The organism is Faecalibacterium prausnitzii, assembly GCF_003287495.1.
Lineage (GTDB): Bacteria > Bacillota > Clostridia > Oscillospirales > Ruminococcaceae > Faecalibacterium > Faecalibacterium prausnitzii_I.
This window is the reverse complement of record NZ_PRLE01000004.1, coordinates 240,647-264,188: the sequence shown is the minus strand read 5'-3', so window position 1 is coordinate 264,188 and position 23,542 is coordinate 240,647. Positions and strand designations below refer to the sequence as shown.

Annotated in this window: 22 protein-coding genes and 1 tRNA gene; 14 read left to right on the top strand and 9 right to left on the bottom strand. The window is 60.0% G+C overall.

The window, feature by feature from the left end; genetic code table 11:
- Window positions 1–115: 115 nt before the first annotated feature.
- The 4 genes from C4N22_RS09055 to C4N22_RS09040 form a co-directional block, all read right to left on the bottom strand.
- Window positions 116–364 carry a DUF6061 family protein gene (locus C4N22_RS09055; RefSeq protein WP_112148718.1) on the bottom strand — a complete coding sequence of 83 codons (249 nt, stop codon included), beginning with the start codon at window positions 362–364 and terminating at the stop codon, window positions 116–118.
- A 301-nt stretch (window positions 365–665) separates the two neighbouring features.
- The gene (gene lysS / locus C4N22_RS09050; protein WP_022257289.1) at window positions 666–2,177 is read right to left on the bottom strand and encodes a lysine--tRNA ligase; all 1,512 of its coding nucleotides are present in this window, start codon (window positions 2,175–2,177) and stop codon (window positions 666–668) included.
- An 11-nt stretch (window positions 2,178–2,188) separates the two neighbouring features.
- Window positions 2,189–2,674, bottom strand: a complete 486-nt coding sequence (gene greA, locus C4N22_RS09045; RefSeq protein ID WP_022257288.1) for a transcription elongation factor GreA — start codon at window positions 2,672–2,674, stop codon at window positions 2,189–2,191.
- Window positions 2,675–2,957: 283 nt separating this feature from the next.
- Window positions 2,958–5,042, bottom strand: coding sequence for an elongation factor G (locus C4N22_RS09040; RefSeq protein ID WP_112148717.1), 2,085 nt, complete (start codon window positions 5,040–5,042; stop codon window positions 2,958–2,960).
- A 448-nt stretch (window positions 5,043–5,490) separates the two neighbouring features.
- On the opposite strand from C4N22_RS09040, the gene C4N22_RS09035 reads away from it, so the two are divergent.
- From C4N22_RS09035 to C4N22_RS09010, 6 genes are all read left to right on the top strand, one after another.
- Complete coding sequence (locus C4N22_RS09035; protein WP_022257286.1) at window positions 5,491–5,970, top strand: deoxycytidylate deaminase; 480 nt, start codon at window positions 5,491–5,493, stop codon at window positions 5,968–5,970.
- Window positions 5,971–6,046: 76 nt separating this feature from the next.
- Window positions 6,047–7,042: an ornithine carbamoyltransferase gene (gene argF / locus C4N22_RS09030; protein ID WP_112148716.1), complete on the top strand. Its 996-nt coding sequence runs from the start codon at window positions 6,047–6,049 to the stop codon at window positions 7,040–7,042.
- Window positions 7,042–7,617 (top strand): hypothetical protein, encoded by a 576-nt coding sequence (locus tag C4N22_RS09025; RefSeq protein ID WP_112148715.1) that lies wholly within the window; start codon window positions 7,042–7,044, stop codon window positions 7,615–7,617. Before argF ends, C4N22_RS09025 begins: the two co-directional genes overlap by 1 nt.
- A 263-nt stretch (window positions 7,618–7,880) precedes the next feature.
- Window positions 7,881–8,372, top strand: a complete 492-nt coding sequence (locus C4N22_RS09020; protein WP_112148714.1) for an RNA polymerase sigma factor — start codon at window positions 7,881–7,883, stop codon at window positions 8,370–8,372.
- On the top strand, window positions 8,359–9,519 hold the full coding sequence (locus tag C4N22_RS09015; RefSeq protein ID WP_112148713.1) for a DUF4349 domain-containing protein: 1,161 nt from the start codon (window positions 8,359–8,361) through the stop codon (window positions 9,517–9,519). The genes C4N22_RS09020 and C4N22_RS09015 overlap by 14 nt, the downstream gene beginning before the upstream one ends.
- 92 nt (window positions 9,520–9,611) lie before the next feature.
- Window positions 9,612–9,688: transfer RNA gene (locus C4N22_RS09010), tRNA-Met, on the top strand.
- Window positions 9,689–9,799: 111 nt separating this feature from the next.
- Here the strand turns inward: C4N22_RS09010 and C4N22_RS09005 are convergent.
- The 4 genes from C4N22_RS09005 to C4N22_RS08990 all read right to left on the bottom strand — a co-directional run bounded on the left by C4N22_RS09005 (window position 9,800) and on the right by C4N22_RS08990 (window position 14,623).
- On the bottom strand, window positions 9,800–10,834 hold the full coding sequence (locus tag C4N22_RS09005; protein ID WP_112148712.1) for a lysylphosphatidylglycerol synthase domain-containing protein: 1,035 nt from the start codon (window positions 10,832–10,834) through the stop codon (window positions 9,800–9,802).
- A 138-nt stretch (window positions 10,835–10,972) separates the two neighbouring features.
- Window positions 10,973–12,592, bottom strand: coding sequence for a glycosyltransferase family 4 protein (locus C4N22_RS09000; protein ID WP_112148711.1), 1,620 nt, complete (start codon window positions 12,590–12,592; stop codon window positions 10,973–10,975).
- A 35-nt stretch (window positions 12,593–12,627) separates the two neighbouring features.
- Window positions 12,628–13,449 carry a hypothetical protein gene (locus C4N22_RS08995; RefSeq protein ID WP_022257279.1) on the bottom strand — a complete coding sequence of 274 codons (822 nt, stop codon included), beginning with the start codon at window positions 13,447–13,449 and terminating at the stop codon, window positions 12,628–12,630.
- Between the two features lie 49 nt (window positions 13,450–13,498).
- The gene (locus tag C4N22_RS08990; RefSeq protein WP_112148710.1) at window positions 13,499–14,623 is read right to left on the bottom strand and encodes an acyltransferase family protein; all 1,125 of its coding nucleotides are present in this window, start codon (window positions 14,621–14,623) and stop codon (window positions 13,499–13,501) included.
- 376 nt (window positions 14,624–14,999) lie between these two features.
- On the opposite strand from C4N22_RS08990, the gene C4N22_RS08985 reads away from it, so the two are divergent.
- From C4N22_RS08985 to C4N22_RS08970, 4 genes are all read left to right on the top strand, one after another.
- Complete coding sequence (locus C4N22_RS08985) at window positions 15,000–16,481, top strand: class I adenylate-forming enzyme family protein (RefSeq protein WP_112148709.1); 1,482 nt, start codon at window positions 15,000–15,002, stop codon at window positions 16,479–16,481.
- 155 nt (window positions 16,482–16,636) lie between these two features.
- Window positions 16,637–18,112: a class I adenylate-forming enzyme family protein gene (locus C4N22_RS08980; protein WP_112148708.1), complete on the top strand. Its 1,476-nt coding sequence runs from the start codon at window positions 16,637–16,639 to the stop codon at window positions 18,110–18,112.
- Window positions 18,113–18,189: 77 nt separating this feature from the next.
- Window positions 18,190–18,432 (top strand): acyl carrier protein, encoded by a 243-nt coding sequence (locus C4N22_RS08975; protein ID WP_112148707.1) that lies wholly within the window; start codon window positions 18,190–18,192, stop codon window positions 18,430–18,432.
- 6 nt (window positions 18,433–18,438) lie between these two features.
- The gene (locus tag C4N22_RS08970) at window positions 18,439–19,665 is read left to right on the top strand and encodes a hypothetical protein (protein ID WP_112148706.1); all 1,227 of its coding nucleotides are present in this window, start codon (window positions 18,439–18,441) and stop codon (window positions 19,663–19,665) included.
- A 178-nt stretch (window positions 19,666–19,843) separates the two neighbouring features.
- Here the strand turns inward: C4N22_RS08970 and C4N22_RS08965 are convergent, their stop codons facing one another.
- Window positions 19,844–20,806, bottom strand: coding sequence for a biotin--[acetyl-CoA-carboxylase] ligase (locus C4N22_RS08965; RefSeq protein WP_112148705.1), 963 nt, complete (start codon window positions 20,804–20,806; stop codon window positions 19,844–19,846).
- Window positions 20,807–20,958: 152 nt separating this feature from the next.
- Here C4N22_RS08965 and C4N22_RS08960 point away from each other — a divergent pair, with 152 nt between their 5' ends.
- From C4N22_RS08960 to C4N22_RS08945, 4 genes are read left to right on the top strand one after another with little or no spacing between them, the layout of a single operon-like run.
- The gene (locus tag C4N22_RS08960; RefSeq protein ID WP_112148704.1) at window positions 20,959–21,507 is read left to right on the top strand and encodes an RNA polymerase sigma factor; all 549 of its coding nucleotides are present in this window, start codon (window positions 20,959–20,961) and stop codon (window positions 21,505–21,507) included.
- Complete coding sequence (locus C4N22_RS08955) at window positions 21,500–22,021, top strand: hypothetical protein (protein ID WP_242980996.1); 522 nt, start codon at window positions 21,500–21,502, stop codon at window positions 22,019–22,021. The genes C4N22_RS08960 and C4N22_RS08955 overlap by 8 nt, the downstream gene beginning before the upstream one ends.
- A 17-nt stretch (window positions 22,022–22,038) precedes the next feature.
- Window positions 22,039–22,686 carry a hypothetical protein gene (locus tag C4N22_RS08950; RefSeq protein ID WP_181567197.1) on the top strand — a complete coding sequence of 216 codons (648 nt, stop codon included), beginning with the start codon at window positions 22,039–22,041 and terminating at the stop codon, window positions 22,684–22,686.
- Window positions 22,676–23,539: a hypothetical protein gene (locus C4N22_RS08945; protein WP_181567196.1), complete on the top strand. Its 864-nt coding sequence runs from the start codon at window positions 22,676–22,678 to the stop codon at window positions 23,537–23,539. The genes C4N22_RS08950 and C4N22_RS08945 overlap by 11 nt, the downstream gene beginning before the upstream one ends.
- The last annotated feature ends 3 nt before the right edge of the window (window positions 23,540–23,542 follow it).

Below are 23,542 nucleotides of genomic sequence, written 5' to 3'. Positions count from 1 at the left end.
ATTTGTAATAATTATTTATATGATACCGCAGCTTCCGTAAAAATGCAACAAAACATATTAAATACGAAAAAACGGCAGACACACCATCCACGGTATGCCTGCCATAATAAAAAGGTCAATCTTCCAGCCTGCCGTGGTCGCATCCCAGTGACAGATAACGCTCAATCTCCCCACCCAGCACCATCTGTGCATACTCCAGCGGCTTATTGTACAGCAGCCAGTCCAGTTCTGCCCGCTGTGCCGGGGTGTTGCCGTACTCGTCTTCGATGGCGATGCAGTCGATGGCAAGGGTGGTGCCATCCTCGAATCGGGCTTCCACCCGGTTGGTGTCCATGTTATAGTGGCAGGAAAGTAGTTTGTTCATAAGGAAACCTCCATGTTTTTCACATTTACTTCTTCTGCGGTGGAAAGTTTCAGCTGTCCGTTTGCAAATACATAAAACCACTTTCTGATGCAGCCCTTTGCAGGTCTGCACCCATCCACCACACGCTCCAATTTTACGCTAAATGCGAACAACGCTCTTTTTGCTCTGCACAAAATCATACATCGTTTGGCGTAAAATTGGCGTATGGCGTAGTTTTCGCTGGAAATTCATCAAAAGAAAAAGCCTAAAACTTCTCGGTACATCAAGAAGTTTCAGGCTTTGTTTCGCTTAAATTGGAAATTTACTGTTCAATCGGCTTCATCGTGGGGAACAACAGCACGTCACGGATGGAGGCGCTGTCGGTCAGCAGCATGACGAGGCGGTCCACGCCGAAGCCAAGGCCGCCCGTGGGGGGCAGGCCGTACTCCAGAGCGTTGACGTAGTCGTAATCGACCTGGGCCTTGCAGTCGGGCTCAATGGCCTTGCGCTCGGCGACCTGGCGCTCAAAGCGGCCTTTCTGGTCGATGGGGTCGTTCAGCTCGCTGAACGCGTTGCCGTATTCGGTGCAGTCGATGAAATACTCGAAGCGCTCGGTGAAAGCGGGATCGTCCGGCTTGCGCTTGGCCAGCGGGCTGATCTCGACAGGGTAATCGTAGATAAAGGTGGGCTGGATGAGTTTGTCCTCGACAAAGGCGTCGAAGAACTCGGCCAGGATGGCACCCTTGGTGGGCACTTCCGGCAGCTCCACATGGTTGGCCTTGGCGGCGGCGATGGCGTCCTCATCGGTCTTCCAGTCGTTGAAGTCCACGCCGGAATATTTCTTGACAGCCTCGATCATGGTCAGGCGCTCCCAGTGGCCCATGTCGATCTGCTTGCCCTGATAGGGGATGACCATGCTGCCGCAGATCTTGAGGGCGAGGCGCTTGTACAGCTCCTCCACCAGATCCATCATGCCATGGAAATCGGTGAAAGCCTGATACAGCTCAATGGTGGTGAACTCCGGGTTGTGCTTGGGGTCCATGCCCTCGTTGCGGAAGATACGGCCGACCTCGTACACGCGGTCCATGCCGCCCACGATCAGACGCTTGAGGTAGAGCTCGGTCTCAATGCGCAGCACCATGTCCATGTTCAGGGTGTTGTGGTGGGTGTAGAACGGACGGGCGGAGGCACCGATCTCAAACGGGGTCAGGATGGGGGTATCGACCTCCAGGAAGCCTTTCTCGTCCAGATAAGCGCGGATCTCTTTCAGGATCTGGCTACGCTTGACGAATGTTTCCTTGACCTCGGGGTTGGCAATGAGGTCCACATAGCGCTGGCGGTAACGGGTCTCGGTATCGGTCAGGCCGTGGAACTTCTCGGGCAGGGGACGCAGGCTCTTGGCCAGCAGGGTCAGCTCGGTGGCGCGGACGCTCAGCTCGCCGGTCTTGGTGCGGAACACTTCGCCCTTGACGCCAATGATATCGCCCACATCCAGCTTCTTGAATGCGGCATAGGGCTCCTCGCCCAGCTCGTCGCGGCGGACATAGAGCTGGATATCGCCCTTGTCGTCGCGCAGGTGGGCAAAGCTGGCTTTGCCCATGACGCGCTTGGACATCATACGGCCTGCCAGAGCCACGGTCTTGCCGCTGTCGGTCTCATTGGGCAGATCCTTGAATTCCTCTTTCAGGTCGGCCGAGTAGGCGTCCTGAGGGAACTTGGTCAGGGTGAACGGATCGTGACCGGCGGCCTGCAGGTCGGCCAGCTTCTGGCGGCGCACCTGTACCTGCTCGCTCTCGGTCAGACCCTGCGCGGGGTTCTTCTTTTGCTCTTCCATGGTTTCTCCTATCAGTTGGCAGCGTGGGTAATGGCCAGCACTTCGTACTCAACGGTCTGGCCGGTGGGCAGCAGGACTTCGGCTTTCTCACCCACGGCCTTGCCCAGCAGGCCGTGGCCCACGGGGCTCTCATCGCTGATCTTGCCGTTCAGGGGGTCTGCCTCGGTGCGGCCCACGATGTCGTACTCTTCCACTTCATCGTCGCCGGTCATCTTGATGGAAACGTGGGTACCAACGGCCACGCTATCCACGCTCAGCTCGCTCTCGTCGATGACGACAGCGTTCTTGACCATCTGCTCCAGCTCGGTGATGCGGTTTTCCACCAGGCCCTGGGTGTTCTTGGCCTCGTCGTACTCGCTGTTCTCGGACAGGTCGCCGTGGCTGCGGGCTTCCTTGATCTCTTCTGCCAGCTCTTTGCGGCGGATGGTCTTGAGGTATTCCAGTTCATCCTGCATCGCCTTGAGGCCAGCAGCGGACATCTTGATTTCTTGTGCCATTTGGGAATCTCTCCTTGTCTATTTGTTGGGTGCAGCCGGGCGCACAGGGCGCAAAACCACACACGAATGCCATTTTGACTTTCTTATTATAATAGCAACCCCGGGCGTTGTCAACCAAAAACCCCGCCCAGCCTGCGCAAAAACGCAAGAAAAAGCCCTGCCGACAGAGGGAAGTGCCGACAGGGCCTTGGAGATGTCTTAGGGTTCCTCTCATTGGCTCCCCTGGCAGGGGAGCTGGACGCGCCAACGCGCGGCCTGAGAGGTTTTATTGCAAATCGAAAAATCAGTCGTCTGCTGCCTCATCCAGATTGCCCAGTTTCTTAGCCTGCTCGATCACGGCGGGCACCAGATTCTCGGGCAGGATCTCATAGCGGGCAAACTCGGTGGTGAACCAGCCGCGGCCCTGGGTGGTCTGCCGGATGAACGTGGTGAAGTTGCTCAGTTCTGCCAGCGGCACCTCGGCAATGATGGTCTGCAAGCCGTCTTCGTCGGGTTCCATGCCCAGCACACGGCCGCGGCGCTTGGTCACGTCGCCCATGATGTCGCCGGTGTTGTCGTTGGGGACATGCGCTTTCAGGGTGTGGATGGGCTCCAGAATGACGGGGCCTGCCTCGGGCATAGCAGCCTTATAGGCCAGCTTGGCGGCCATGATAAAGGCCATTTCGGAGCTGTCCACGGGGTGGTAGCTGCCGTCCAGCAGGGTGGCTTTCAGGCCCACGACGGGATAACCGGCCAGCACGCCCTTTTCGGCGGCAAGGCGGACACCCTTTTCGACAGCCGGGAAGAAGTTCTTGGGGACGCTGCCGCCGAAGACCTTTTCCTCAAAGACGACCTGCTCGCTGTCGCAGGGCTCAAAGTTGATCACGACATCACCGAACTGGCCGTGGCCGCCGGTCTGCTTCTTATGGCGGCCCTGCTTCTGGCAGGCCTTGCGGATGGATTCACGGTAAGCGATGCGGGGTGCTTCCAGGCCGATCTCCACGCCGAACTTGTTCTTCAGCTTGGCCTTGACGACATCCAGGTGCTGCTCGCCCAGACCACCAATGATCTGCTGGTGGGTCTCGGCATTGTTAAGATAGCTCAGGGTGGGGTCTTCTTCCATCAGGCGGGCCAGCGCGCTGCTGATCTTGCCCTCGTCGCCTTTCTTGGTCACGGTGACAGCCATGAACAGGCTGGGCAGCGGGAAGACAGGAGCGGGCATTTTGACCACACGGGAGGCGTCGCAGAGGGTGTCGCCGGTCTTGGCGGAGACCAGCTTTGCGACCGCGCCGATATCACCGGCGCCGATGCCGTCCGCGTCCACCTGCTTCTTGCCGATGACGGTGAGCGGCTTGCTGATCTTCTCGACTTCGCCGGTGCGGGCGTTGGTCAGGGGCTCACCAGCCGTCACTTTGCCGCTGATGACACGCAGGTAGCTCAGTTTGCCCACGAACGGGTCAGCCACGGTCTTGAAGACATAAGCGGCGGTGGGCTCCTCCTCGGTGCAGTGCAGCTCCACGGGCTCGCCGTTGGTGTTCTCAGCCAGAATGAAAGCGTCATGTGCCGGGCTGGGCAGCAGCTTGTGCATGTTGTACAGCAGCATATCCAGTGCCTGCAGATTGACGGCGCTGCCGCAGAAGACGGGGGTGATGAGGCCGTCCTTGACGCCCTTGCGCATTCCCTCAACGATCTCCTCAGTGGTGAACGGTTCGCCGCCGAAGAACTTCTCCATCAGCTCATCATCGGTCTCAGCGATCGCCTCGCTCATGGCTTCGATCAGGCCCTGGAAGCGGTGGCCGATGTCGGGCAGGTCCACCTGGATCTGCTTGCCGCCCTCATACTTAAAGGCTTTCTGGCTGAACAGGTTGATGTAAACGGGGGTGCCGTCGTCCAGCTTGGCCGGGACGACGCAGGGGCAGACGGTGGAGCCGAACTTGATCTTCATATCCTCGAGGATCTTGAAGTAGTTGGCGTTTTCCAGATCGCACTTGGAGACGAAGACCATGGTGGCCTTGCCGTTCTTGCGGGCCAGCTGGAACGCCTTTTCCGCGCCAACGGTCACGCCGCTGCGGCCGGACACGCAGACCAGCACGCTCTCTGCCGCGCGGATGCCCTCATACTCGCCCGCCTCAAAATCGAACAGGCCCGGCGCGTCGATGAGGTTGTACTTGATGCCCTCATATTCCACCGGAACGACCGATGCCGACAGGCTGGCTTTGCGCTTTGCTTCTTCAGGGTCAAAGTCCGAAACCGTGGTGCCGTCCTCGACACGGCCCATACGCTCTGCTGCGCCCGAAAAATAGACCAATGCCTCAGTCAGCGTTGTTTTGCCGCTGCCGGCATGGCCTGCAATCAAGATATTGCGGATGTTGTTGCTTGCGTATTTCATATCGGTTTTTTCCCTCTTTCCGCCGCACGGAGCATTCTCTCCGCTTTTGTGGCATATTTTACAGAGATAATACCACACTCAAAGCAATTTTCAAATAGATTGCTTGAAAAAATCTTTCTTCTCCCTGCCAAACTTCCGGAGATGGTTTTGTGCATATTGACTGGACGTGGCGAAAATTGATTGTAAAACGCCAAAAGAAAAAAGCACCCGTGCGCCGGTGGACGCATGGATGCTGTTTGCGTTGAATTTTGAATCTTTTTATGTTATTCTGTAACAAAAAAGACCGCCCAAAGCCTTCCAAGCAAGCGGTCATTCTTTTTGACTAAGCCGAGGAGGAGCTGACCATTGCGGACAGCGCCTTTTCTGTTTGTAGTATAGTCGATTTCTCGTATGCTGTCAAGCCTGGACCAAGCCTGGACGGGGCATTTAGAACCAAAGGAGACATGTTATGAAACGCACTGATTACATCAACTGGGATGAATATTTTATGGGCATCGCTCTGCTTACCGCCATGCGCTCCAAGGACCCAAGCAGCCAGGTGGGGGCCTGCATCGTCAGCCCGGAGAACAAGATCCTCTCGCTGGGCTATAACGGGATGCCCATCGGCTGTGATGATGACGCCATGCCCTGGGAGCGGGAGGGCGACCCGCTGAACACCAAGTATATGTACGTCTGCCATGCGGAGCTCAACGCCATCCTCAACAGTGCCCACAACAACCTGAAAGGTGCCCGGGTGTATGTGACCCTCTTCCCCTGCAACGAGTGCACCAAGGCCATCATCCAGTCCGGCATCTCGGAAGTGGTGTACTACAGCGATAAATACCACGATACGGATTCCAGTGTGGCAGCGCGGTTCATGTTCAAAAAAGCGGGCGTTCGTCTGACTCCCTATCAGGCCAGCGGCCGGAAAATAAATCTTGACCTGTAATCTTACCTGCTATATAATAAGGCATAACGATTCGCATAAAAATTCATAAATTTGCGTATAGAAAGGTAAATATACAATGAGCCTGAAAAACCGCAGCTTTCTGAAGCTTCTGGATTACACCCCGGCGGAGATCGAGCAGCTGCTTGATCTGGCCGCGGACCTCAAGGCCAAGAAAAAGGCCGGCATCCCGCATGATAAACTCCACGGCAAGAACATTGCCCTGATCTTTGAGAAGACCTCCACCCGCACCCGCTGCAGCTTTGAGGTCGCTGCCCATGACCTGGGAATGCAGGTCACTTATCTGGACCCGTCGGGCAGCCAGATCGGCAAAAAGGAGTCCATTGCGGATACCGCCCGGGTGCTGGGCCGGATGTTTGACGGCATCGAGTACCGCGGCTATGGGCAGGAGATCGTGGAAGACCTGGCAAAATATGCAGGTGTCCCGGTCTGGAACGGCCTGACCAACGAGTTCCATCCCACCCAGATCCTCGCGGACTTCCTCACCATCCGGGAGCACTTCGGCAAGCTGAAAGGCATCCACTTTGTCTACTTCGGGGACGCCCGCTATAACATGGGCAACAGCCTGATGGTGGGCTGCGCCAAGATGGGTCTCCACTTTACGGCCTGCGCCCCCAAGAAGTACCAGCCGGACCCGGCTCTCGTGGCCCAGTGTGAGGCCATTGCGGCAGAGACGGGTGCGACCCTCCGCTTTGAGGAGGACCCCGCCGTGGCCGCCAAGGGGGCCGACGTGCTGTATACCGACGTCTGGGTCTCCATGGGAGAGCCGGTGGAAGTTTGGGCCGAGCGGATCAACGACCTGGCCGCTTACCAGATCAACCAGGAGCTCATGAAGATTGCAGGCCCCAAGGCCGTGTTCATGCACTGCCTGCCCGCTTACCACGACCACAAGACCACCGTGGGCAAGGAGATGGGCGAGCGTTTTGGCCGCGACGCCATGGAAGTGACGGACGAGGTCTTTGAGGGTCCCCAGAGCATCGTCTTTGACGAGGCGGAGAACCGGATGCACACCATCAAGGCTGTTATGGCGGCGACGCTGGGCTACGAGGCCTGATGGGCGGCGGACATGTCTCCCGGCCGGATTTCGGGATGCCGCAGCCGGACCCGAACCACCCGCTGACCGAGTTTTACCTTGCGTTGCAGCACGCGCTGGACAAAGAGGGCAGCTTTGCGCTGCCTGCCCTGTACGCGGGCTTTCAGGCCCCGGCCCGGCGCGTTTATGCGGATGAGGCGGCGGAGTACCTGACCCTTTCTTCCACGGCAGGGGAGGGCATGACCCGGCTGCTGGCCCCGGGGCATTTGCAGCTGCTCTACAGCAGCCTGCATGTGATGCCGGACGGGGCCCCGGCGGCGCTGCTGCTGACGGAGGAGTGCACCCGCACCGTGTTTGCGGTACAGCTGCTGCCGCCCTTTGTGTGGGAAGACCCGCTCCCGCCGTTGCCGGACACTCCGGCGGCACTGACGCTCACCCTGACCATGCAGGACGTGGAGGCCATCGACACGGACCCCGCCGCGCTGGGGCGGCGGCTGGTGGAACGGACGGAGGGCAAGCGCTGGCTGCACCACCCGAGAGTGGAAACATTCCTGGCGGAGCGGGTGGCCTTGTTCCAGCGGGTCTACCGCCGCTGAGGAGAGCGTACCCTAAAATCTACCAGAGCCATTTGTTCGGAATTCGGACAAATGGCTCTTTTGTTTTGCGCGTGTTCATGTTATACTTTGCGTACCGGGCCTGCCGAAGAATACGGGCGGGCCGGGGCGCACTGGAAAAATTTTGTGCGTTTCCTGCAATAATCGGGGCCGCTCAACCGTGTAATGAGCGAAATGTCCCCCAAGTACCGAATCAGAATCCATCGAGCCCCCGGGTGCCGGGGTGTCAAAGGAGTATGCGAATTATGGGACAGCTATCCAAAAATGAAGTTTTTGCGCTGGCCGTGCAGCGATACAGCGACACGGTGTTCCGTGCCGCCATGCACAATTGCAGCTGCACCGCCGATGCGGAGGATGTGGTGCAGGATGTATTTGAAAAGCTGCTGAACTACAGCGGCCGCTTTGAGAGTGAGGAGCATCTCAAGGCCTGGCTGCTGCGGGTGGCCATCAACCGCTGCCACGACCTGACCCGCGCTGCCCACCAGAAAGACACCGAGCTGGACGAGAACCTGCCTGCCCCGGATGCCTTTGAGGATGGCAGCGTGCTGGACGCCGTGCGCTCTCTGCCCGAAAATTACCGCAACGCCATTTACCTCCATTATTATGAGGGCTACACGGCGGCGGAGGTGGGGCGGATGCTGGGCGCCCCCACCAACACGGTGCTGAGCTGGCTGCGGCGGGCGCGGGCACAGTTACATACGATGCTGAAGGAGGAGATCGAGGATGAGGTGGTTTGAATATAAGATGGAGGTCGATGACCTCCATGCCTCGGATGATTTAAAGGCAAAGCTGCTGGCCATGCAGAGCCAGCAGGCCGTCTCGGTTCCTGCTGCAAAAACCGTCACGCGGAAACAGCCGGAAGTGCCTGCCCACAAAAAGGCGCTCCACTTTCCCGGCAGTCGTGTGTGGAAAGGGCTGGCTGCCTGCGCGGCGTTCTGCGTGGTGGCAGGTGGTGCGGCTTCCGTGCTCCATCTGGGAGTCATCGGGGTGGGAGGGGCCAAATCGTCCGGCCCGGCCACATTTTCTTCCCGGGAGGACACCGGTTTCAGCATGGAAAACTCTGTTTCTTCTTATGCCATGGCCAGCGCCCCGGCCGTGGCCGACGATGCCATGAACGAAAGCAGCGCCGCCGCAGGCGGCGCGGATACCGGCACGGCGGTGCTGACCAGCGGGGAGCTGGAGAGCGCCGGGGAGAGTGCTCACGCCGCGGAGAGCAGCAAGATCATCTACACGGCCAACCTGACGCTGGAAAGCAAGGATTACGACGCAGCCCGCACCGCGCTGGATGCCGCGCTGGCGGAAGCCGGCGGCTATATGGAGTCCAGCGACGAGTACGCCAACAGCGGCAGCCGCCGGAGCCTCAGCCTGACCCTCCGGGTCCCGCAGGAAAATTATGAGAGTTTCCTCGCTGCCGTGGCCGCAACGGGCAATGTGACCTACAAGAGCCAGCAGGCCGAGGATGTCACCACCCAGTATATGGACATCGAGGCCCGGCTGGACAGTCTGAAAGAACAGCGCGCCCGTCTGCAGGAGCTGAAAGCCAGCGCGGATAACCTCTCCGACCTGCTTCAGATCGAGTCCTCCCTGAGCGATGTGCAGTACCAGCTGGAAAGCTATCAGAGCCAGCTGGACTGGTACAGCCGCCAGGTGGAGTGCTGCACCGTCTACCTCTCGCTGGAAGAGGTGCAGACCTATACCCCCGTGGAGGAGGGCTTTGGCTCCCGCATCCAGAACGCCCTGCGGGAGGGCTGGTCCGGCTTTGTGGAGACGGTGCAGAGCGCGGCGGTCTTCCTGGTGGGCCACTGGCCGTTCATCGTAGTGGGCGCTGTCTGCGGCGTGATCTTCTATAAAGCGCGCCACCCGAAGCACAAAAAGCAAAAGTAAGATTTTTCTTTTCAAAAATGCTTGACATCCACCCGGTGTTGTGGTATTATACTTGAGCAGTCAGCGAGCGGCTGACGCGGACAAGTAAATATCGCGGGGTGGAGCAGTCTGGTAGCTCGTCGGGCTCATAACCCGAAGGTCGTTGGTTCAAATCCGGCCCCCGCAACCACCAAGCGTCTCGGAATGATCCGGGACGCTTTTCTTTTGTCCTTTCGTCCCCCAAAACCAAAGCCAGCCTCCGGCCGGAACGTTCCGGTCAGAGGCTGGCTTTTTGTGCGTCTTATCCCAATTTTTTGGCATTCTTTTGGGCAAAGAAGAAGCCCACGGCGCTCACGGCCACCACGACATAATAGGTCGCGATCCGGAAGAGCATCAGGACACTCATCGTCTCGCCCCGGGTGAGGAACGCGCCGAATACCAGCAGGAATGCCGTCTCAATGGAGCCCATGCCGGCCACATTGGGCAGAGCGTTGGAGAGGAAGAGCATCAGCGCGGTGAGCAGCTGCACCTGCCCGAAACTCAGAGCGCTGGAAAGCCCCATGAACCGCAGGCAGAAGGAAGGGATGGTGTACATCAAAAAAAGCTTGCAGAGATGGACCGCGAAAATTTTCAGGCAGCGGGATTTTTCTGTCAGCAGGTGGCGGCTCTCTTCGCTCAGGGTGTCCAGCTGGGTCTGCCAGCTCTCCCGGCGGGCCTGCCATTTCTCCGTCTTGGGCAGCAGGCCCAGAGCCCTGCGGGCAAGGCTCTGCACCAGCGGGGCGGTGCAGAGGAGCACCAGCCCCAGGATGACCCCGGCCACCACCGTGTAGGCGGCGGGCAGGTAGCTCAAAACGCCAGTGGCGTGGGCCGTGAACCACTGCCGGTTCCAAAGCAGCAGTACCGTGGCATACACCAGAACGGCAGCCTTATGGAAGACGTATTGCAGGGTCATCAGCCCCACGCCGGGGCCAAGCCCCAGCCCGCAGCGGTGGAGGTAGTAGGTCTGCATGGGCACCGCTCCGGCCCCCAGACAGATGACGTTGCCAAACGTGCCCATCCATGCGTTGTCGATGCCGTGCCGCAGGGTAAAGCCGGGCAGGCGGCTGCGCACGATGAGCCAGCTGGCCACACCCTCCAAAAGCGGGTAGGTGATGCCCAGCGCCAGCACCAGTGCTACCTGTCCGAGGGAAAGCTGGGCCAGCGCGGCGGAGATCTCGGCCCAGTGATCCTGGAACAGCAGGATGAGCACGCCCGTCAGGGCCAGCAGGATGGCTGCGGAGAGCAGGGCTTTTTTGCGGGAGGGGGCAGGGCTCTGGTTTTGGCTTTGCCGGGGCATGGGACACGCTCCTTTCTCAACGGGATTTGAGGACAGTATAGCATATCCCTGCGGGCTTTTTGTGAACATGAGACAAATTTTTCTTGGCAAATACAGCAATATGATAAAAGGGACAGGCGTCTGCCTGTCCCTCGAGGGTTATTTGTTGTTCAACTGTTCCACTTTTTCGGTCAGCTCTTTTACCGCCGTGGTCAGCGTCCGGGCGAACGCTTCTTTGGAATAATAGCGCTCGTAGAGGGCGCGGCAGTCGTCGTGCATGGCGGCCAGCTCAGCGGGGTGCTCAATGGCCCAGCAGAGCAGCTTTTCCAGCTGGGCGGGGTCATCGTCCCGGTAGACGAAGCCGTCCACACCCTCGGTGACAAGGCCCGCCGTGCCCGTGTGCTCCGACACGATAGAGGGCTTGCCGAAGATCAGGCCCTCGGTGACGAATGTTGGCATGGGGTCATCGCGGGAGGCGCAGACCAGGCAGGTGCACTGCTGCATCAGGGATTTGATCTCGTCCCGGCTCAGCCGCTTGCAGTAGAAGACGTTGGCGGGATAATCGGCCGTCAGGTTCCGCACGGCGTCCATCATCTCCCGGTCGGCTGCCTTGCCCACAAAGAGGAACGAGGCTTTCTGCCGTACCTCGGGGGGCAGCAGCCGGATGGCTTTGCAGAAGATATCCTGACCTTTGCGCCGCTCGAACGAACCCACGGTGACGAAGAGCGGGCGGCCATTGGCGTAGCCCAGGTCGTAGACCGGGAAGTCTTCTTTCGAGTAGTCGGGCAGGCCATAGATGAGCTGTTTGATCTCGAACTCGGGCCGGACGGCATGCATGGCCGCCGCCGCGTGCTTGCCCACGGAATAGACCTCCACATTCGGGGCAATGGTCTTGGGGATCTGGTGGGCAATGTGCGGGTAGCCCGCAAAGGCATCGTGGAGCCACCAGAGCACAGGCACGCCGGTATCGCTCAGGGCCCGGAGCACCCGCCCGCTGACCACGGTGTTGACAATGACGAAATCGGCGCAGAGGGCCAGCCCCCACAGAGCCGGGGAGGAAACACATCCTGCCCGGGTGATGACGGCGGCACCGGCGTCCCGGAACAGCTGCAAAGAACCGTTGTCACTGGGGCCCAGCACCGTCACTTCATAGCCCATGCTGCGGAGCACGGGCACGGCGCTCACCATCACGATGGGGGCACCCGTCATATCCAGCACATGGCTGATGAGGAATGCCCGCTTGCCGTGGAGAGAATAGGCATCCTCGGCGCAGATGTCTCGCTCAAAATGGAGCAGAGCCTGCGGGACGCGGGTGCACCGCTCGCTCAGGCGGGCGGCAGCGTCCAGCAGTTCGCTGACGCTCTCCGGGTCCTTTGCGGCGGCGCGGCAGCGGTCCAGCAAAGCGCGGGACACCAGCGCGCAGCCGGTGCAGGAGATGTGGGCGTCGCTCTGGTAGAGGGCGGTGGCACCGTTGTAGCCGAACACGGCGTCGCTGAGGACGAGATCCGCCCCGTCTTTCAGGGCGGCGGCAAAGTAGTTGAGGGCGGTGGACATCAGCTCCACATCCTCCCGCACCAGCAGCACACCGGCCACGGCGGGGGTGAGAGCGTCAGCCAGCGAATCCACCAGCCGGAATTTCTGGTGGAGCTGGTCGCGCAGGGTGTTTTCCAGCGCCACCCGGCGGCCCGGGGCATAAACAAGAAGATAGAGGCTCTGCGTATCGGTATAAACCTGCCCGGACAGCTGGGTCCGCTGCAGGGGACTGTAACTGCTGTACATGAATGTTGTCGCTCCTCTGTCAGTGATGAGTGCGCTCAGCGGCTGCGGTGGAACCAGCCCAGCAGACGGCGGAACGGTGAGGTGATGCGCCAGCTGCTGCTGGACAGCACCCCCTCCAGCGATTTTTCATAGGCCTGGCAGCGGGCGGTCAGCTCCGCGTTGGCCTGGTGCAGCTCGGCAATGTTCTTGTGCAGGGCGTCCACAGCCTGCTGCTGCTCCGCGTTGGCCTGCTCCAGCTGCTGGATGTGCCGGGCCTCACTGTTCCAGGTCTTCTGGAAGTGCTGCACCCCCTCCAGCACCGCGTTAAAAAGGGGTTCGTCCGTCAACGTCTCCAGCGGGAAATAGCAGTAGGAGACCACCAGCTTCATCCCGGCGGGGTAATGGGTCAGCCCCTCCAGCCGGAAATTGGGGTCATCACCCAAAAACAGGATGCTGTCGCCCGGCAGTGTCAGGCCGTTGGCGGGCACGCAGAGCAGCCGGTCGTCCGAAAAGCTCAGGTTGGTGATGCAGCAGGGCAGCTCACCCGGGTCAAACCGCAAAGCCTGCGCGGCGGTGGGCAGCTCAAAGGTCGCTGTCACGGTACCGGTCAGCTCGTCGCAGACATAGTCGGGGGCGGTCAGGGTGTCCCGCTCGGAGAAGCCGAAGCCTGCATCAAAGTAGAGCAGCGGCTGCAAAAGGGTGGGGGAATCGGTGTGCATCTCGCGCTGGGGGTGGGCCGCCAGATAAGACTGTACCTCTTTTTCCAGGTCCAGGCAGCGTGCCGCCAGCCGGGAACACCCCTCGTCCGAGAGTTTGAGCTGCTGTTCCAGGTCCGCAATGCGGCTGCGCAGAGCCGCTTCAGGAGTTTCGTTGTTCATAGCCGGATTCTCCTCAGTTTTTATTATTCAGCGGCAGAGCCGCAAAAATTCAATGTTTTGCCACATACCGCTTGTGTCCCGCAAAGTGTCTGCGGCGAGCAGGGAAGAACTTGAGCATCACGTCCCGGCGGCGCAGCAGGATCTCACACAGGAGGAAAATGCTGCCCAGCGAGACGGCATACTGCAGCCAGAGGCCTTTGGTGGGGGCGGCAGCGTATTTCTGCACCATCAGGTACCAGGGCACTGCCGTGAGCTCCACGGTGTGGATGCAGAAGATATACAGCGAGCGGCGGCCCACCGCCTCAATGAGGTGGGTGACTGGGTTGTCCAGCAGCCGCTGTACTTTCATAAACAGGACGATGAAACCGAGGCCCACAATGCCGTCCAGCAGGATGCTGACCGGGCCCATGGTCCACTCGCCCAGGGAGACGCAGTCCGTTTTGCCGGTCAGCAGCACACCCAGGGCGACGCCCAGCGCCGCTGCCAGCAGGCCCAGGATGGCCAGAGGCCGGAACTTTTTCTCAAACAGGCGCTTTTTCTTGGCCAGGAACCCGATGTACAGGTACGGCACCGTGACCATGCCCTGCGCGATGCAGAACGGGGCCTCCCACACAAGAGAGATGCCCCAGCCCAGCAGCATGGTGCCCAGTACGGCCCATTTTATGTAGCTCTCGGGGAAAATATTCAGGATGATGTCCAGCAGGATCCATCCGATCATCAGTGCCAGCAGATACCACATGGGGCCGCAGGAGAAAAACTCCTGCCCGAAATAGGTGGCGGTGTGGGGCAGACCCAGCACAAAACCGCCCAGCACTTTATACGTCTCGTAAACGGCGTTGTTCCAATTGCCGAATGTCTGATAATGGATGACAAAATGCGCGATGGTAGTGGCAAGCCCGGTGTAGGCGTAAGGCTTGAACAGGGTCTTGAACTGCTGGCTGATGCATTTGCCAATGCTCCGCTTGCGGAAACCGTAGCCGCTGGCGATGTAGAACGCCGCCATCAGCGATTCGCGGTAGGCAAACAGAAAAAACGTGACGGGCGTGATGGTGGAAATATCACCCACGGGGTAAAGCTCCGAGGTGTGGGCAAAGACGATCAGCAGCATACCGACGCCTTTCAGCAGGTCGAACATGCCCAGCGAGCTTGCAGTACGAGGTTTGGTACCTTCCATGAAAGGGCTCCTCCTTTGCGCCGCAGGATCGCCCCGGGATGGCAGAAAGCCGCCTACTTGGCGCAAAATGATAAAAGTTGGATTATTTTGTGGGACTAGCGTTGTTAAATAGTATAATGCTTTTTCCTGTGGCTGTCAATTTGAATGCGGCAGGGCGATGAACAAAGTGTACCACAGGGGTTAGCCCCCTCGCAACAAAAGGAAGGATTTACATGCAATTGCACAAATCGGAATGTAACTTTTACTTGCATATTTGTGCAATGAAATATTGCGCTTGCGGCCTCTTTGCGGTATACTGATGCCGGGGGAGTTTTTTCCCAGCGTTTTCCGTGATATCCCAAAATCAGACATTCTGACACAAAGGAGAAGAATACGAATGGCAGAGAAGATCAAAGTTCCCGCTGGTGTGTATGATATGGTCACCCGCTGCATGGAGCAGGAGTTCCCGGACAATGTGGCCATCCGTTATGTGGCCGAAGACGGCAAGACCGTGGTGGAAAAGCACTACCGCGAGTATGCGCGGGACATCCGCAAGATGGTCACCTACCTGAAAAACGAAGTGCCGGACCTCAAGGGCCGCAGCGTGGTGTTGCTGAGCCGCAACTGCTATGAATTCTGCGTGGCGTCCTACGGCATCATTCTGGCCGGCGGCGTGCTGGTCACGCTGAACCAGAAGAAGACCTGGGACGAGCTGGAATATGAGCTGGGCCAGGTGGAGCCTGCTCTGATTTTGAACGACGGCATTGATTACGGCTGCCGTGCCCAGCTGGAGGCCGCTTACGGCCCGCTGCTCCGCCCCATGGACTGCTACAAGGATTCCACTCCCGGGGAGCTGACCAACTGTGTGGACCACGACGGCCTCATGATGCTGATGTTCACCTCCGGCACCACCGGCCGCAGCAAGGGTGTCATGCTCTCGGAGCGGAACATGTGCTCCACGCTGGTCACTTACTCCGAGGTGGCCGAAAACTGGATCACCAACCGCCTGCCCGCGGGCCAGGAGCTGCCTCTGAGCCACATGACCCTGCTGCCGCTCTTCCACATGGCCTGCTTTGTCTGCGTCATGTCCTACCCGCCGGCAGGCTGGGCCCTGAACCTCTGCGGCGATATCCGCGATTTCTACCGCGACCTTGGCCTGATGCACAGCGACGTCATGGCTTCGGCCCCCATGCTGGTGGAGACCATTTACAACGATTACAAACGAGGCCGCGTGGAGCGTCTCAACGGTCTGTGGGACCTGTGCTGCTCCTCTGCCGCCCTCGACCCCAAGATGCTGGAAGAGCTGGCCGCCAACGGCTTTGTGGTCAACCAGTGCTATGGCATGACCGAGACATTCGGCGACGGCATCCTCAACTTTACCCAGACGGCTGACCACATGAGCGCCGTGGGCAAGCCGGACGACCACTGCGAGTATCAGCTGGATGAGACCGGCGAGATCTGCATCCGGGGCAACAGCGTCATGCTGGGCTATTATAAAGACCCCGAGGCCACCGCTGAAGTCATCGACAAGGACGGCTGGTTCCATACCGGCGATCTGGGCCGCATCGACGAGGATGGCTACTATTACATCACGGGCCGCAAAAAGAACCTCATTATTTTGGCTAACGGCGAGAACGTCAGCCCCGAGGAGCTGGAGCACAAGCTGGCTGTCTGCCCGGCGGTGCAGGAGTGCATCGTGAAAGAAAAGAGCCAGAAGATCTGCGCTGTGGTTTACTGCGCGGAGGAGCGGCAGGCCGAGGTGAAAGACTTTATCACCGAGTGCAACCGCACCCTGCCGCTGTACAAGCGGATCAGTGCCGTGGAGTTCACGGCGGAGCCGCTGCCCCGCAACGCTCTGGGCAAGCTGCTGCGCAAGTAAGGCCGGAACCTGGATGCAGCAAAAATAAAACAATTGTAAAAGACCGCGCCGCGCGGTTGCAATTCCCTGCCAAAACAGGTATTATTAAGGTATTGGCAGTGCTTGCATCTGCCGGCGTGTTGTTGCAAAAAAGAAAAAGGCAAGGAGCAAAAAGAATGATCGATAACGCGTTTGAACTTGTAACGCAGACCATGGAGCGGCAGTACCCGGATCATGTGGCGTTTCGCTATGTGGCCGCCGACGGCGAGACCGTGGTGGAAAAGACCTATGCCCAGTATGTGCAGGACATCCGCCGTGTGGTGACTTATCTGCGCGGTGCCATCCCTGATATCAAAGGCAAGCGGGTGGCCCTGCTGAGCAAAAACTGCTATGAATACGGCGCCAACGCCTTTGGCATCATCCTGGCGGGTGGCGTGGTCGTGACCCTGAACCAGAAAAAGACCTGGCCGGAGCTGGAATATGAGATCGGCCTGGTGGAGCCCAGCCTCATCCTGAACGACGGCATCGACTATGGCTGCCGGGATCAGCTGGTGGCCGCTTACGGCCCCATCCTCCGCCCCATGGACAGCTTCCAGGACAGCGAGCCCGCCATGGACATCCCCAACACCCGCGGCCACGATGACCTGATGGTGCTGATGTTCACCTCCGGCACCACTGGCCGCAGCAAGGCCGTCATGCTCTCGGAGCGCAACTTCTTCACCACCGTCGGGGAGCAGGTGGTCTTCGGCGATGCCATGCTGGATTACAAACATACCCACATGCCCGAGAACAAGAACGATGTGTTGAGCAACTTCTGCATCCTGCCCCTGTTCCATCTGGGCACGTTCATCTGCCTGTTCGTCTGGCCCTGTAAGGGCTGGGCCCTCAACCTCTCCAGCGACCTGCGGGATTTCTACCGCGATGTCCGGCTGATGCACAGCGACGCCATGGCCGTGGCTCCCATGCTGATGGAGTCCATCTACAAAGATGTCAAGCGGGGCCGCCGGGAGCGTCTCAACGGCCTGTGGAACCCCTGCGGTTCTTCCGCCATGTTTGATGGCAAGATGCTGGCTGAGCTGGCCCGGGAGGGCATGATGATCACCCAGGTGTATGGCATGACCGAGACCTGCGGCGACGGCATCATCAATTATGCCCAGGACGAAAAGCACATCCGCTCGGCCGGCAAGCCCGACGACCACTGCGAGTATAAGATCGCCGAGGACGGCGAGCTCTGCATCCGGGGCGGCTGTGTCATGCTGGGCTACTATAAGGACCCCGCGGCCACCGCGGAGGTGGTGGATGCCGACGGCTGGCTCCACACCGGCGACCTGGCCCGTGCCGACGAGGAGGGCTATTATTACATCACCGGCCGCAAGAAGAACCTCATCATCCTGGACAGCGGCGAGAATGTCAGCCCGGAAGAGCTGGAAAGCCTGCTGGCCAAGTGCCCGGCGGTGAAAGAGTGCGTCGTCAAGGAAAAGGGCAAGAAGATCTGTGCCGTCATCTACTGCGAGGAAGCAAAGCAGGAGGAAGTGCGGGAGTACATCACCGCCACCAACCGCACCCTGCCGCTGTATCAGCGGATGAGCGCCGTGGAGTTCAGCACCGAGCCGCTGCCCCGTACCGGCACCGGCAAGCTGCTGCGCAAATAAACAACAGGATAAACCAGCCCGCCGCGGGGCACACTGTCCCCGCACGGATTTGTAAACGGGAAAGGAAGCTAATCACTATGGAAAGATCCGAAATCGTATCCCAGATCCTCGCCATCCTGGAGGATGTTGCTGAAATTTCGCCCGAAGATGTCACCGAAGACAGCGTCCTGATGGACGACCTGGACCTGTCCTCCATGGAGATCCTCACCGTGGTGGCAGACCTGGAGGAGACGTTTGGCCTGCGCATCCCGGAAAAGGAGCTGCGCAACTTTGTCACCATCAGCGACCTGGCCGATTACTTGGCCGCCCACGCGGGGTAAACGCCCATGAATGCGGAACAGCGCTCTGTTTTTCAGGGTATCGTGTATTATTACCGGGAGCATACGGTCCTCTGCCGCTATGAGCTGACGATGAAAGACCCGGTGGATGCGGAACTGCTCCAGCAGGCTTGTGACGAGGCCCGGCCCCTGGCGGGGTATTTCTTCCAGAAAGTGGTCTGGGAGAAGCGGGAGGCTCACCTGGCCCCCAACGACGCGCCGTTCCGGGTCCGCATCGGGCATGTACAGCCCCACATCCCGGAGGACACCGACGACTATCAGCTGGCTTTCAGCTGTGAGGGAAACCAGATCTTTTTCGACTGGTTCCACTTCCTGGCCGATGGCCGGGGCGTTTCCCGGCTCGTGACGCTGGTGCTCAAGCTCTACTGCAACCTGCGGTATGGCACGGCCTTTGCCTGTGAGCCCCTTGTGTCGGACCCGCCCTATGACATTGAAGACATTCTGGCCCGGTACCCGGAGAGCCAGGTGGAGAACGACATGCAGAAAGAGGTCACCCAGACCAGCGAGGCAAAGCCTCAGCTCGTCCGGGTTCGGCTGGACAAGCAGAGCCTGCTGGATGCCGCTCTGCCGCTGGGGGTCAAACCGTTCAGCGCGCTGATGGCCCTCTTCTGCAAGGCGGGCCGGGAGTACTTTGGCCGGGATGACCTGAGGTACAACTATTCCGCCGATGCCCGGGATGCCATGGGCACGCCCAAGGCCCTTTTCAACTGCGTGGCCTCGTTCCAGCGGCCGGTCACGGTGACGGAGGCCGATACGCTGGCCACGCTGGTGCCTGGCGTGGAGGCCGACATCCACCACAACCTGACCAAAGAGCCCAAGCTCTTCCGGGTGGCGGAGCAGATGGGCTGGGTGTACCAGGTGTACCGCCAGCGCGCTTCCCTCAAGATCAAGAAGCGCGTCTTCCAGATGGGCGAGTACATCAGCGGCTTCCCCTCGGATTTCTGGGTCAGCTATCAGGGCGACCCGTTCGTCCCTGCCGACCCGGACTTGGAGAAGTATCTTACCGATTTCCAGACCTGGGTGCCCGCCGATGGTGCTTCCATCGGCGTGGAGTGCACGACGCTCCACGGCGTTATCACCATCTGCATCCAGAACAAGGCCCAGAAGCCCGGCTATGCCGCCGCCCTCCGCCACGCGTTTGAGTCCGCAGGCGTCAAGGTGCTGGAAGCCGCCGAGCTCGGCCCCTCGCCCTATACATCCCCCTACATACCGTAAACAATAGGAAAGCTCTCCCTTTGAAAGACTCCCTCCGGCCGGAGGGAGATGTCGTAACGCGACAGAGGGAGGATAAGCTGGCGCGTCAGCGCCTGAGAGGGCGAGCCCGTTAAAATTCAACATACAAACACAGCGATACGATGCTTCTGACAAACAGAACTCGTATCGCTGTGTTTGCTTACTCGGTTTTCGTTGGTCTTATGCTCACCTCGCCGTGCTGCAGGGCGGCCCGGCGGCCACCCTCCCGCTCCACGAGGAGGGCACCATTGTCATCAATGGCGATGGCCCGGGCCGCGTAGGTCTCGGCGGCGGTGCAGACGGTGACCCAGTGCCCCGGCACAAAGCAGCGGGAGCGGTACTCGTCCAGGCAGTCGAAGGCCGGGCAGAGGGCCAGCAGCTCCCGGGCAATGGCCCCGGCCAGCGCCGCCCGGCCGACAGGGGCTGGCCCGCCCGGGAAGAGACTGCCCGCTGTACGGGCCAGCTCTTCCGGCCAGTCGGCGGGGGTGGTGGTCAGGTTGAGCCCAATGCCCACCACCAGCCATTCCAGCAGGCCGCTCTCCACGCTGGTGCCGGCTTCCGTCAGGATGCCGCAGACCTTTTTGCCCTGATAGTAGAGGTCGTTGACCCACTTGATGCCCAGCTCGATGCCGCAGAGTTTCTGCACAGCCCGGGCCACGGCCACGGCAGCCCCGACGGTGACGCCCAGCGCCTCGGAAGCGGGCACGGGTGCCCGCAGCACCAGAGAAAGATAGATGCCCTTGCCCGCCGGGCTCTCGAATCGGCGGCCCATCCGGCCCCGGCCCGCGCTCTGCTGGCCCGCCAGCACCAGCGTGCCATGCGGGGCCCCGGCCAGTGCCAGCCGCTTGGCCGTCTGGTTGCTGCTGTCCAGCCGCTCGTGGACATAAACCGGTGCGGGGTACTCGCCCACGGCGTTGGCGCAGAACGGGTCCCCGCCCAGCAGCCGGTAGCCCCGGCGGGGGGCGGCTTCCAGCGTGTACCCCTGCGTTGTGAGGGCGGCAGCCGCCTTGTGGATGGCCGCTCGGCTCACCCCCAGCGTCTGGGCTAGCTGCTCGCCGGAGATGTAACGCCCCTCCGCACCCGAAAGTGCCTGCAACAGGGCCTGTTTTGTGGGAATTGCCATGGCGGTGGACCTCCTTGTGTGATATAGTAAGTATACCACAGAAAATTTTTTTGAGGAAGCTGCAGGAAAAAGCTTTCCCGGCTCGTATTCAAAAGCAGAGGGGCGCGAAAAACAGCACCCCCGCACCACGGGAAAGGAGGCGGCGCGGACGATTGACCACATTGGAATTTGACCGGCTCGTGCGGCAGTATCAGGGCCTCGTCTACACCGTCTGTCACCAGCTGGTGCCGGATGTGGGCGAAGCCCAGGACCTGACGCAGGAGACCTTTCTGGCGGCCTGGCGGAGCATCGACCGCTGTCCGCCCGGGTTTGAAAAGCAGTGGCTGGCCCGCATCGCCTCCAACAAGGCGAAAGATTACTTACGCAGCGCCTGGGTCCGGCGGGTGAACACCCCTGGCGACGAGGTGCTGGCGCTGGAGGGCGCTCCGCCGGAGTCGGACCCCGAGCAGCAGGTGCTGGAGACGTTGGGCGAGGAAGAACTCACCCGCCGCATTCTGGCTCTGCGGGAGCCCTACAAAACGCCCTGCCGCCTGATGCTGCTGGAGCAGCATACCGCCGTGGAAACGGCCCGCCTCTGCGGCAGGCCCCAGAAAACCGTGGAGGCCCAGGTGTACCGGGCCAAAAAGATGCTGGCCGCCCAGCTGCGGGCCAGTGGGGCGGAAGCCCCGCAGAAACCGGAAAGGAGGAACCAGAATGGATGAAAAAGAACTGGAATTGTTCCGGGAGGACGGATGCCTGACCGATGAGGGCTTACAGGCCCTGCGGGATGGGCAGCTGGACGAGCTGGGGCGGCTGGAAGCGGCCGAACACCTCTCTTACTGCGACAAATGCATGGACCGCTACACGGCCCTGTTGACGGCGGACGTGCTGGAAACGCCGCCCCGCGGGGTGCATGGCACCATCATGACGACGATTTGGGTGCGGCTGATGCAGAGCACCTATGGCCGGGTGGCCGTGGCAGGCGTTGCCGCCGTGCTGGCGCTCAGCCTCTGGCGGTCCGGGGCCATCACGGCCATGCTGGGCCACAGCTGCGACCTGAAAACCATTCTGCCCTCCCAGACCATGAGCACCCCGCCGCAGGAGCTGACGGGCAAGCCCATGGAGACCCGGCGGGAGTTTTACCACAAACTTTCCGGCGTACTGGAAAATCTGCTCCCGGGCAAAACGCCCGACGCCGGAGCGATCCCGACCACACCCAAACAAAGTGTAACCTGAGAATGTGAGGATTTGTTATGCTGAAAAATGGTTTGCTGACCCTGCTGTTTGCGTTTATCCCCGGCGCAGGCCAGATGTACCAGGGCTATATGAAACGGGGCCTTTCGCTGATGCTGATGTGCTGTGTCGTCTGTGTGCTGGCGATGCTGTTTTCCCCCATTGCGTTTTTTCTGCTGCTCGTTTTTATGTACAGCTTTTTTGATACCCTCAACCTCCGGGCGCAGATCGCCCTGGGCAATGCCCCGGCGGATGACTATTTGGTCCACCTGGACCCCAAGGACAAGCGCCTTGCCCGGCTTCTGCTGGACAGCCACAAGCTGGTGGGCTGGGCCCTCATCGCCTTTGGCGCGCTGATCGCCTACGAGAACATCATTATGAATCTTTTGAACGATGTTCTGTGGCGCTGGGGCCGGGACAGCGTGGTGTTCCGGGCATTTTATCTGGTGATGGATCGGCTGCCGGATGTGGTGCTCTGCGTGGCCCTCATCCTCTGTGGTGTCTGGCTGGTGCGCGGCCCCCAAAAGGCCGGCAAAAAACAGGCCGAGGCACAGGAAGACGCTGCCGGGGATGCCGACTTCCAGGAATACCATGCCATGCCGGATGCGCCGGAGATGACCTTGTCGGATGACACTTCCGCAAAGGAGGAAAATGGCCATGACGAATAACGAACCGGATATTTCAACAAAAATTGTCCAAAATGGAAAGGAAACGACAGCGGATACCGCCCCGGAAACGAGCTGGGTCCCGAAAAATCCGCCTCCTGCCGCCGCACAGGCAGAGCCTGTCCGGCGGGTGGGCAGTGTGACGCTGGGCATTTGCCTGATTACTGCGGGGATATTTTTCTTTGCTTATCACTTCCTGCCGAATTTTGACGCGCTGCTGGTGCTGAAGATCGTTCCGGCAGCAGGTCTCGTTCTGCTGGGGTGCGAGGTGCTGTATTACGCCACAAGGCCTCAGCGCGGCAGATACGATTTCGTCTCGGTGTTCGTCTGTCTGGTCCTGATGGCCTGCTGCTTTGGCCTGACCCTCCTGCCGCTGGTGTGGGAACAGGTGAATCCAGAGGTCCAGCAGCAGGAACAGAGGCTGAGGGATGCCTACCAGCAGAGCGTGTACGAAAAGTTCCAGCAGGACGTACCGGAGATCCGCCTCAAGGACATGGGCTGCTGGGTGGAGCTTTACGGCTATCACAACGATGTGGAAAAGCTGACACCGGACAACACCGAAACGCTGGGGCTGAACGTCTGGCTGCAGGGCCCCTATGACAGTGCAGAGGCCTTTGCAAAAGACTGCCGCCGCCTGACCAATGTGGTCCAACAGATGGAAGTGCAGCCCAAACAGATCAGCTTTTTCTGCAGGGGATTTTCGGATGCGGACAGGGACCTGTCCTCCGGCAGTCTGGCGCAAAAAGAAAACTATGAGCTGGAGCTGAACGGCACCGTCCAGCTGGACTGGACGGCCGAGGAAATGGCAAAGGCCACCGATGTGGAGTCGCTGCTCGAGGAAGAGAATGAGCAGTGACTG

Bases quoted from the DNA above. Each gene is read 5' to 3' on its own strand.
- C4N22_RS09035 (WP_022257286.1), top strand. From the start codon at position 5,491: ATGAAACGCACTGATTACATCAACTGGGATGAATATTTTATGGGCATC.
- C4N22_RS08970 (WP_112148706.1), top strand. From the start codon at position 18,439: ATGAATGCGGAACAGCGCTCTGTTTTTCAGGGTATCGTGTATTATTAC.
- C4N22_RS08985 (WP_112148709.1), top strand. From the start codon at position 15,000: ATGGCAGAGAAGATCAAAGTTCCCGCTGGTGTGTATGATATGGTCACC.
- C4N22_RS08980 (WP_112148708.1), top strand. From the start codon at position 16,637: ATGATCGATAACGCGTTTGAACTTGTAACGCAGACCATGGAGCGGCAG.
- C4N22_RS08990 (WP_112148710.1), bottom strand. From the start codon at position 14,623: ATGGAAGGTACCAAACCTCGTACTGCAAGCTCGCTGGGCATGTTCGAC.
- lysS (WP_022257289.1), bottom strand. From the start codon at position 2,177: ATGGAAGAGCAAAAGAAGAACCCCGCGCAGGGTCTGACCGAGAGCGAG.
- C4N22_RS09055 (WP_112148718.1), bottom strand. From the start codon at position 364: ATGAACAAACTACTTTCCTGCCACTATAACATGGACACCAACCGGGTG.
- C4N22_RS09040 (WP_112148717.1), bottom strand. From the start codon at position 5,042: ATGAAATACGCAAGCAACAACATCCGCAATATCTTGATTGCAGGCCAT.
- C4N22_RS09005 (WP_112148712.1), bottom strand. From the start codon at position 10,834: ATGCCCCGGCAAAGCCAAAACCAGAGCCCTGCCCCCTCCCGCAAAAAA.
- C4N22_RS08965 (WP_112148705.1), bottom strand. From the start codon at position 20,806: ATGGCAATTCCCACAAAACAGGCCCTGTTGCAGGCACTTTCGGGTGCG.
- C4N22_RS09020 (WP_112148714.1), top strand. From the start codon at position 7,881: ATGGGACAGCTATCCAAAAATGAAGTTTTTGCGCTGGCCGTGCAGCGA.
- C4N22_RS09015 (WP_112148713.1), top strand. From the start codon at position 8,359: ATGAGGTGGTTTGAATATAAGATGGAGGTCGATGACCTCCATGCCTCG.
- C4N22_RS08955 (WP_242980996.1), top strand. From the start codon at position 21,500: ATGGATGAAAAAGAACTGGAATTGTTCCGGGAGGACGGATGCCTGACC.
- C4N22_RS08975 (WP_112148707.1), top strand. From the start codon at position 18,190: ATGGAAAGATCCGAAATCGTATCCCAGATCCTCGCCATCCTGGAGGAT.
- argF (WP_112148716.1), top strand. From the start codon at position 6,047: ATGAGCCTGAAAAACCGCAGCTTTCTGAAGCTTCTGGATTACACCCCG.
- C4N22_RS08950 (WP_181567197.1), top strand. From the start codon at position 22,039: ATGCTGAAAAATGGTTTGCTGACCCTGCTGTTTGCGTTTATCCCCGGC.
- greA (WP_022257288.1), bottom strand. From the start codon at position 2,674: ATGGCACAAGAAATCAAGATGTCCGCTGCTGGCCTCAAGGCGATGCAG.
- C4N22_RS09000 (WP_112148711.1), bottom strand. From the start codon at position 12,592: ATGTACAGCAGTTACAGTCCCCTGCAGCGGACCCAGCTGTCCGGGCAG.
- C4N22_RS09025 (WP_112148715.1), top strand. From the start codon at position 7,042: ATGGGCGGCGGACATGTCTCCCGGCCGGATTTCGGGATGCCGCAGCCG.
- C4N22_RS08995 (WP_022257279.1), bottom strand. From the start codon at position 13,449: ATGAACAACGAAACTCCTGAAGCGGCTCTGCGCAGCCGCATTGCGGAC.
- C4N22_RS08945 (WP_181567196.1), top strand. From the start codon at position 22,676: ATGACGAATAACGAACCGGATATTTCAACAAAAATTGTCCAAAATGGA.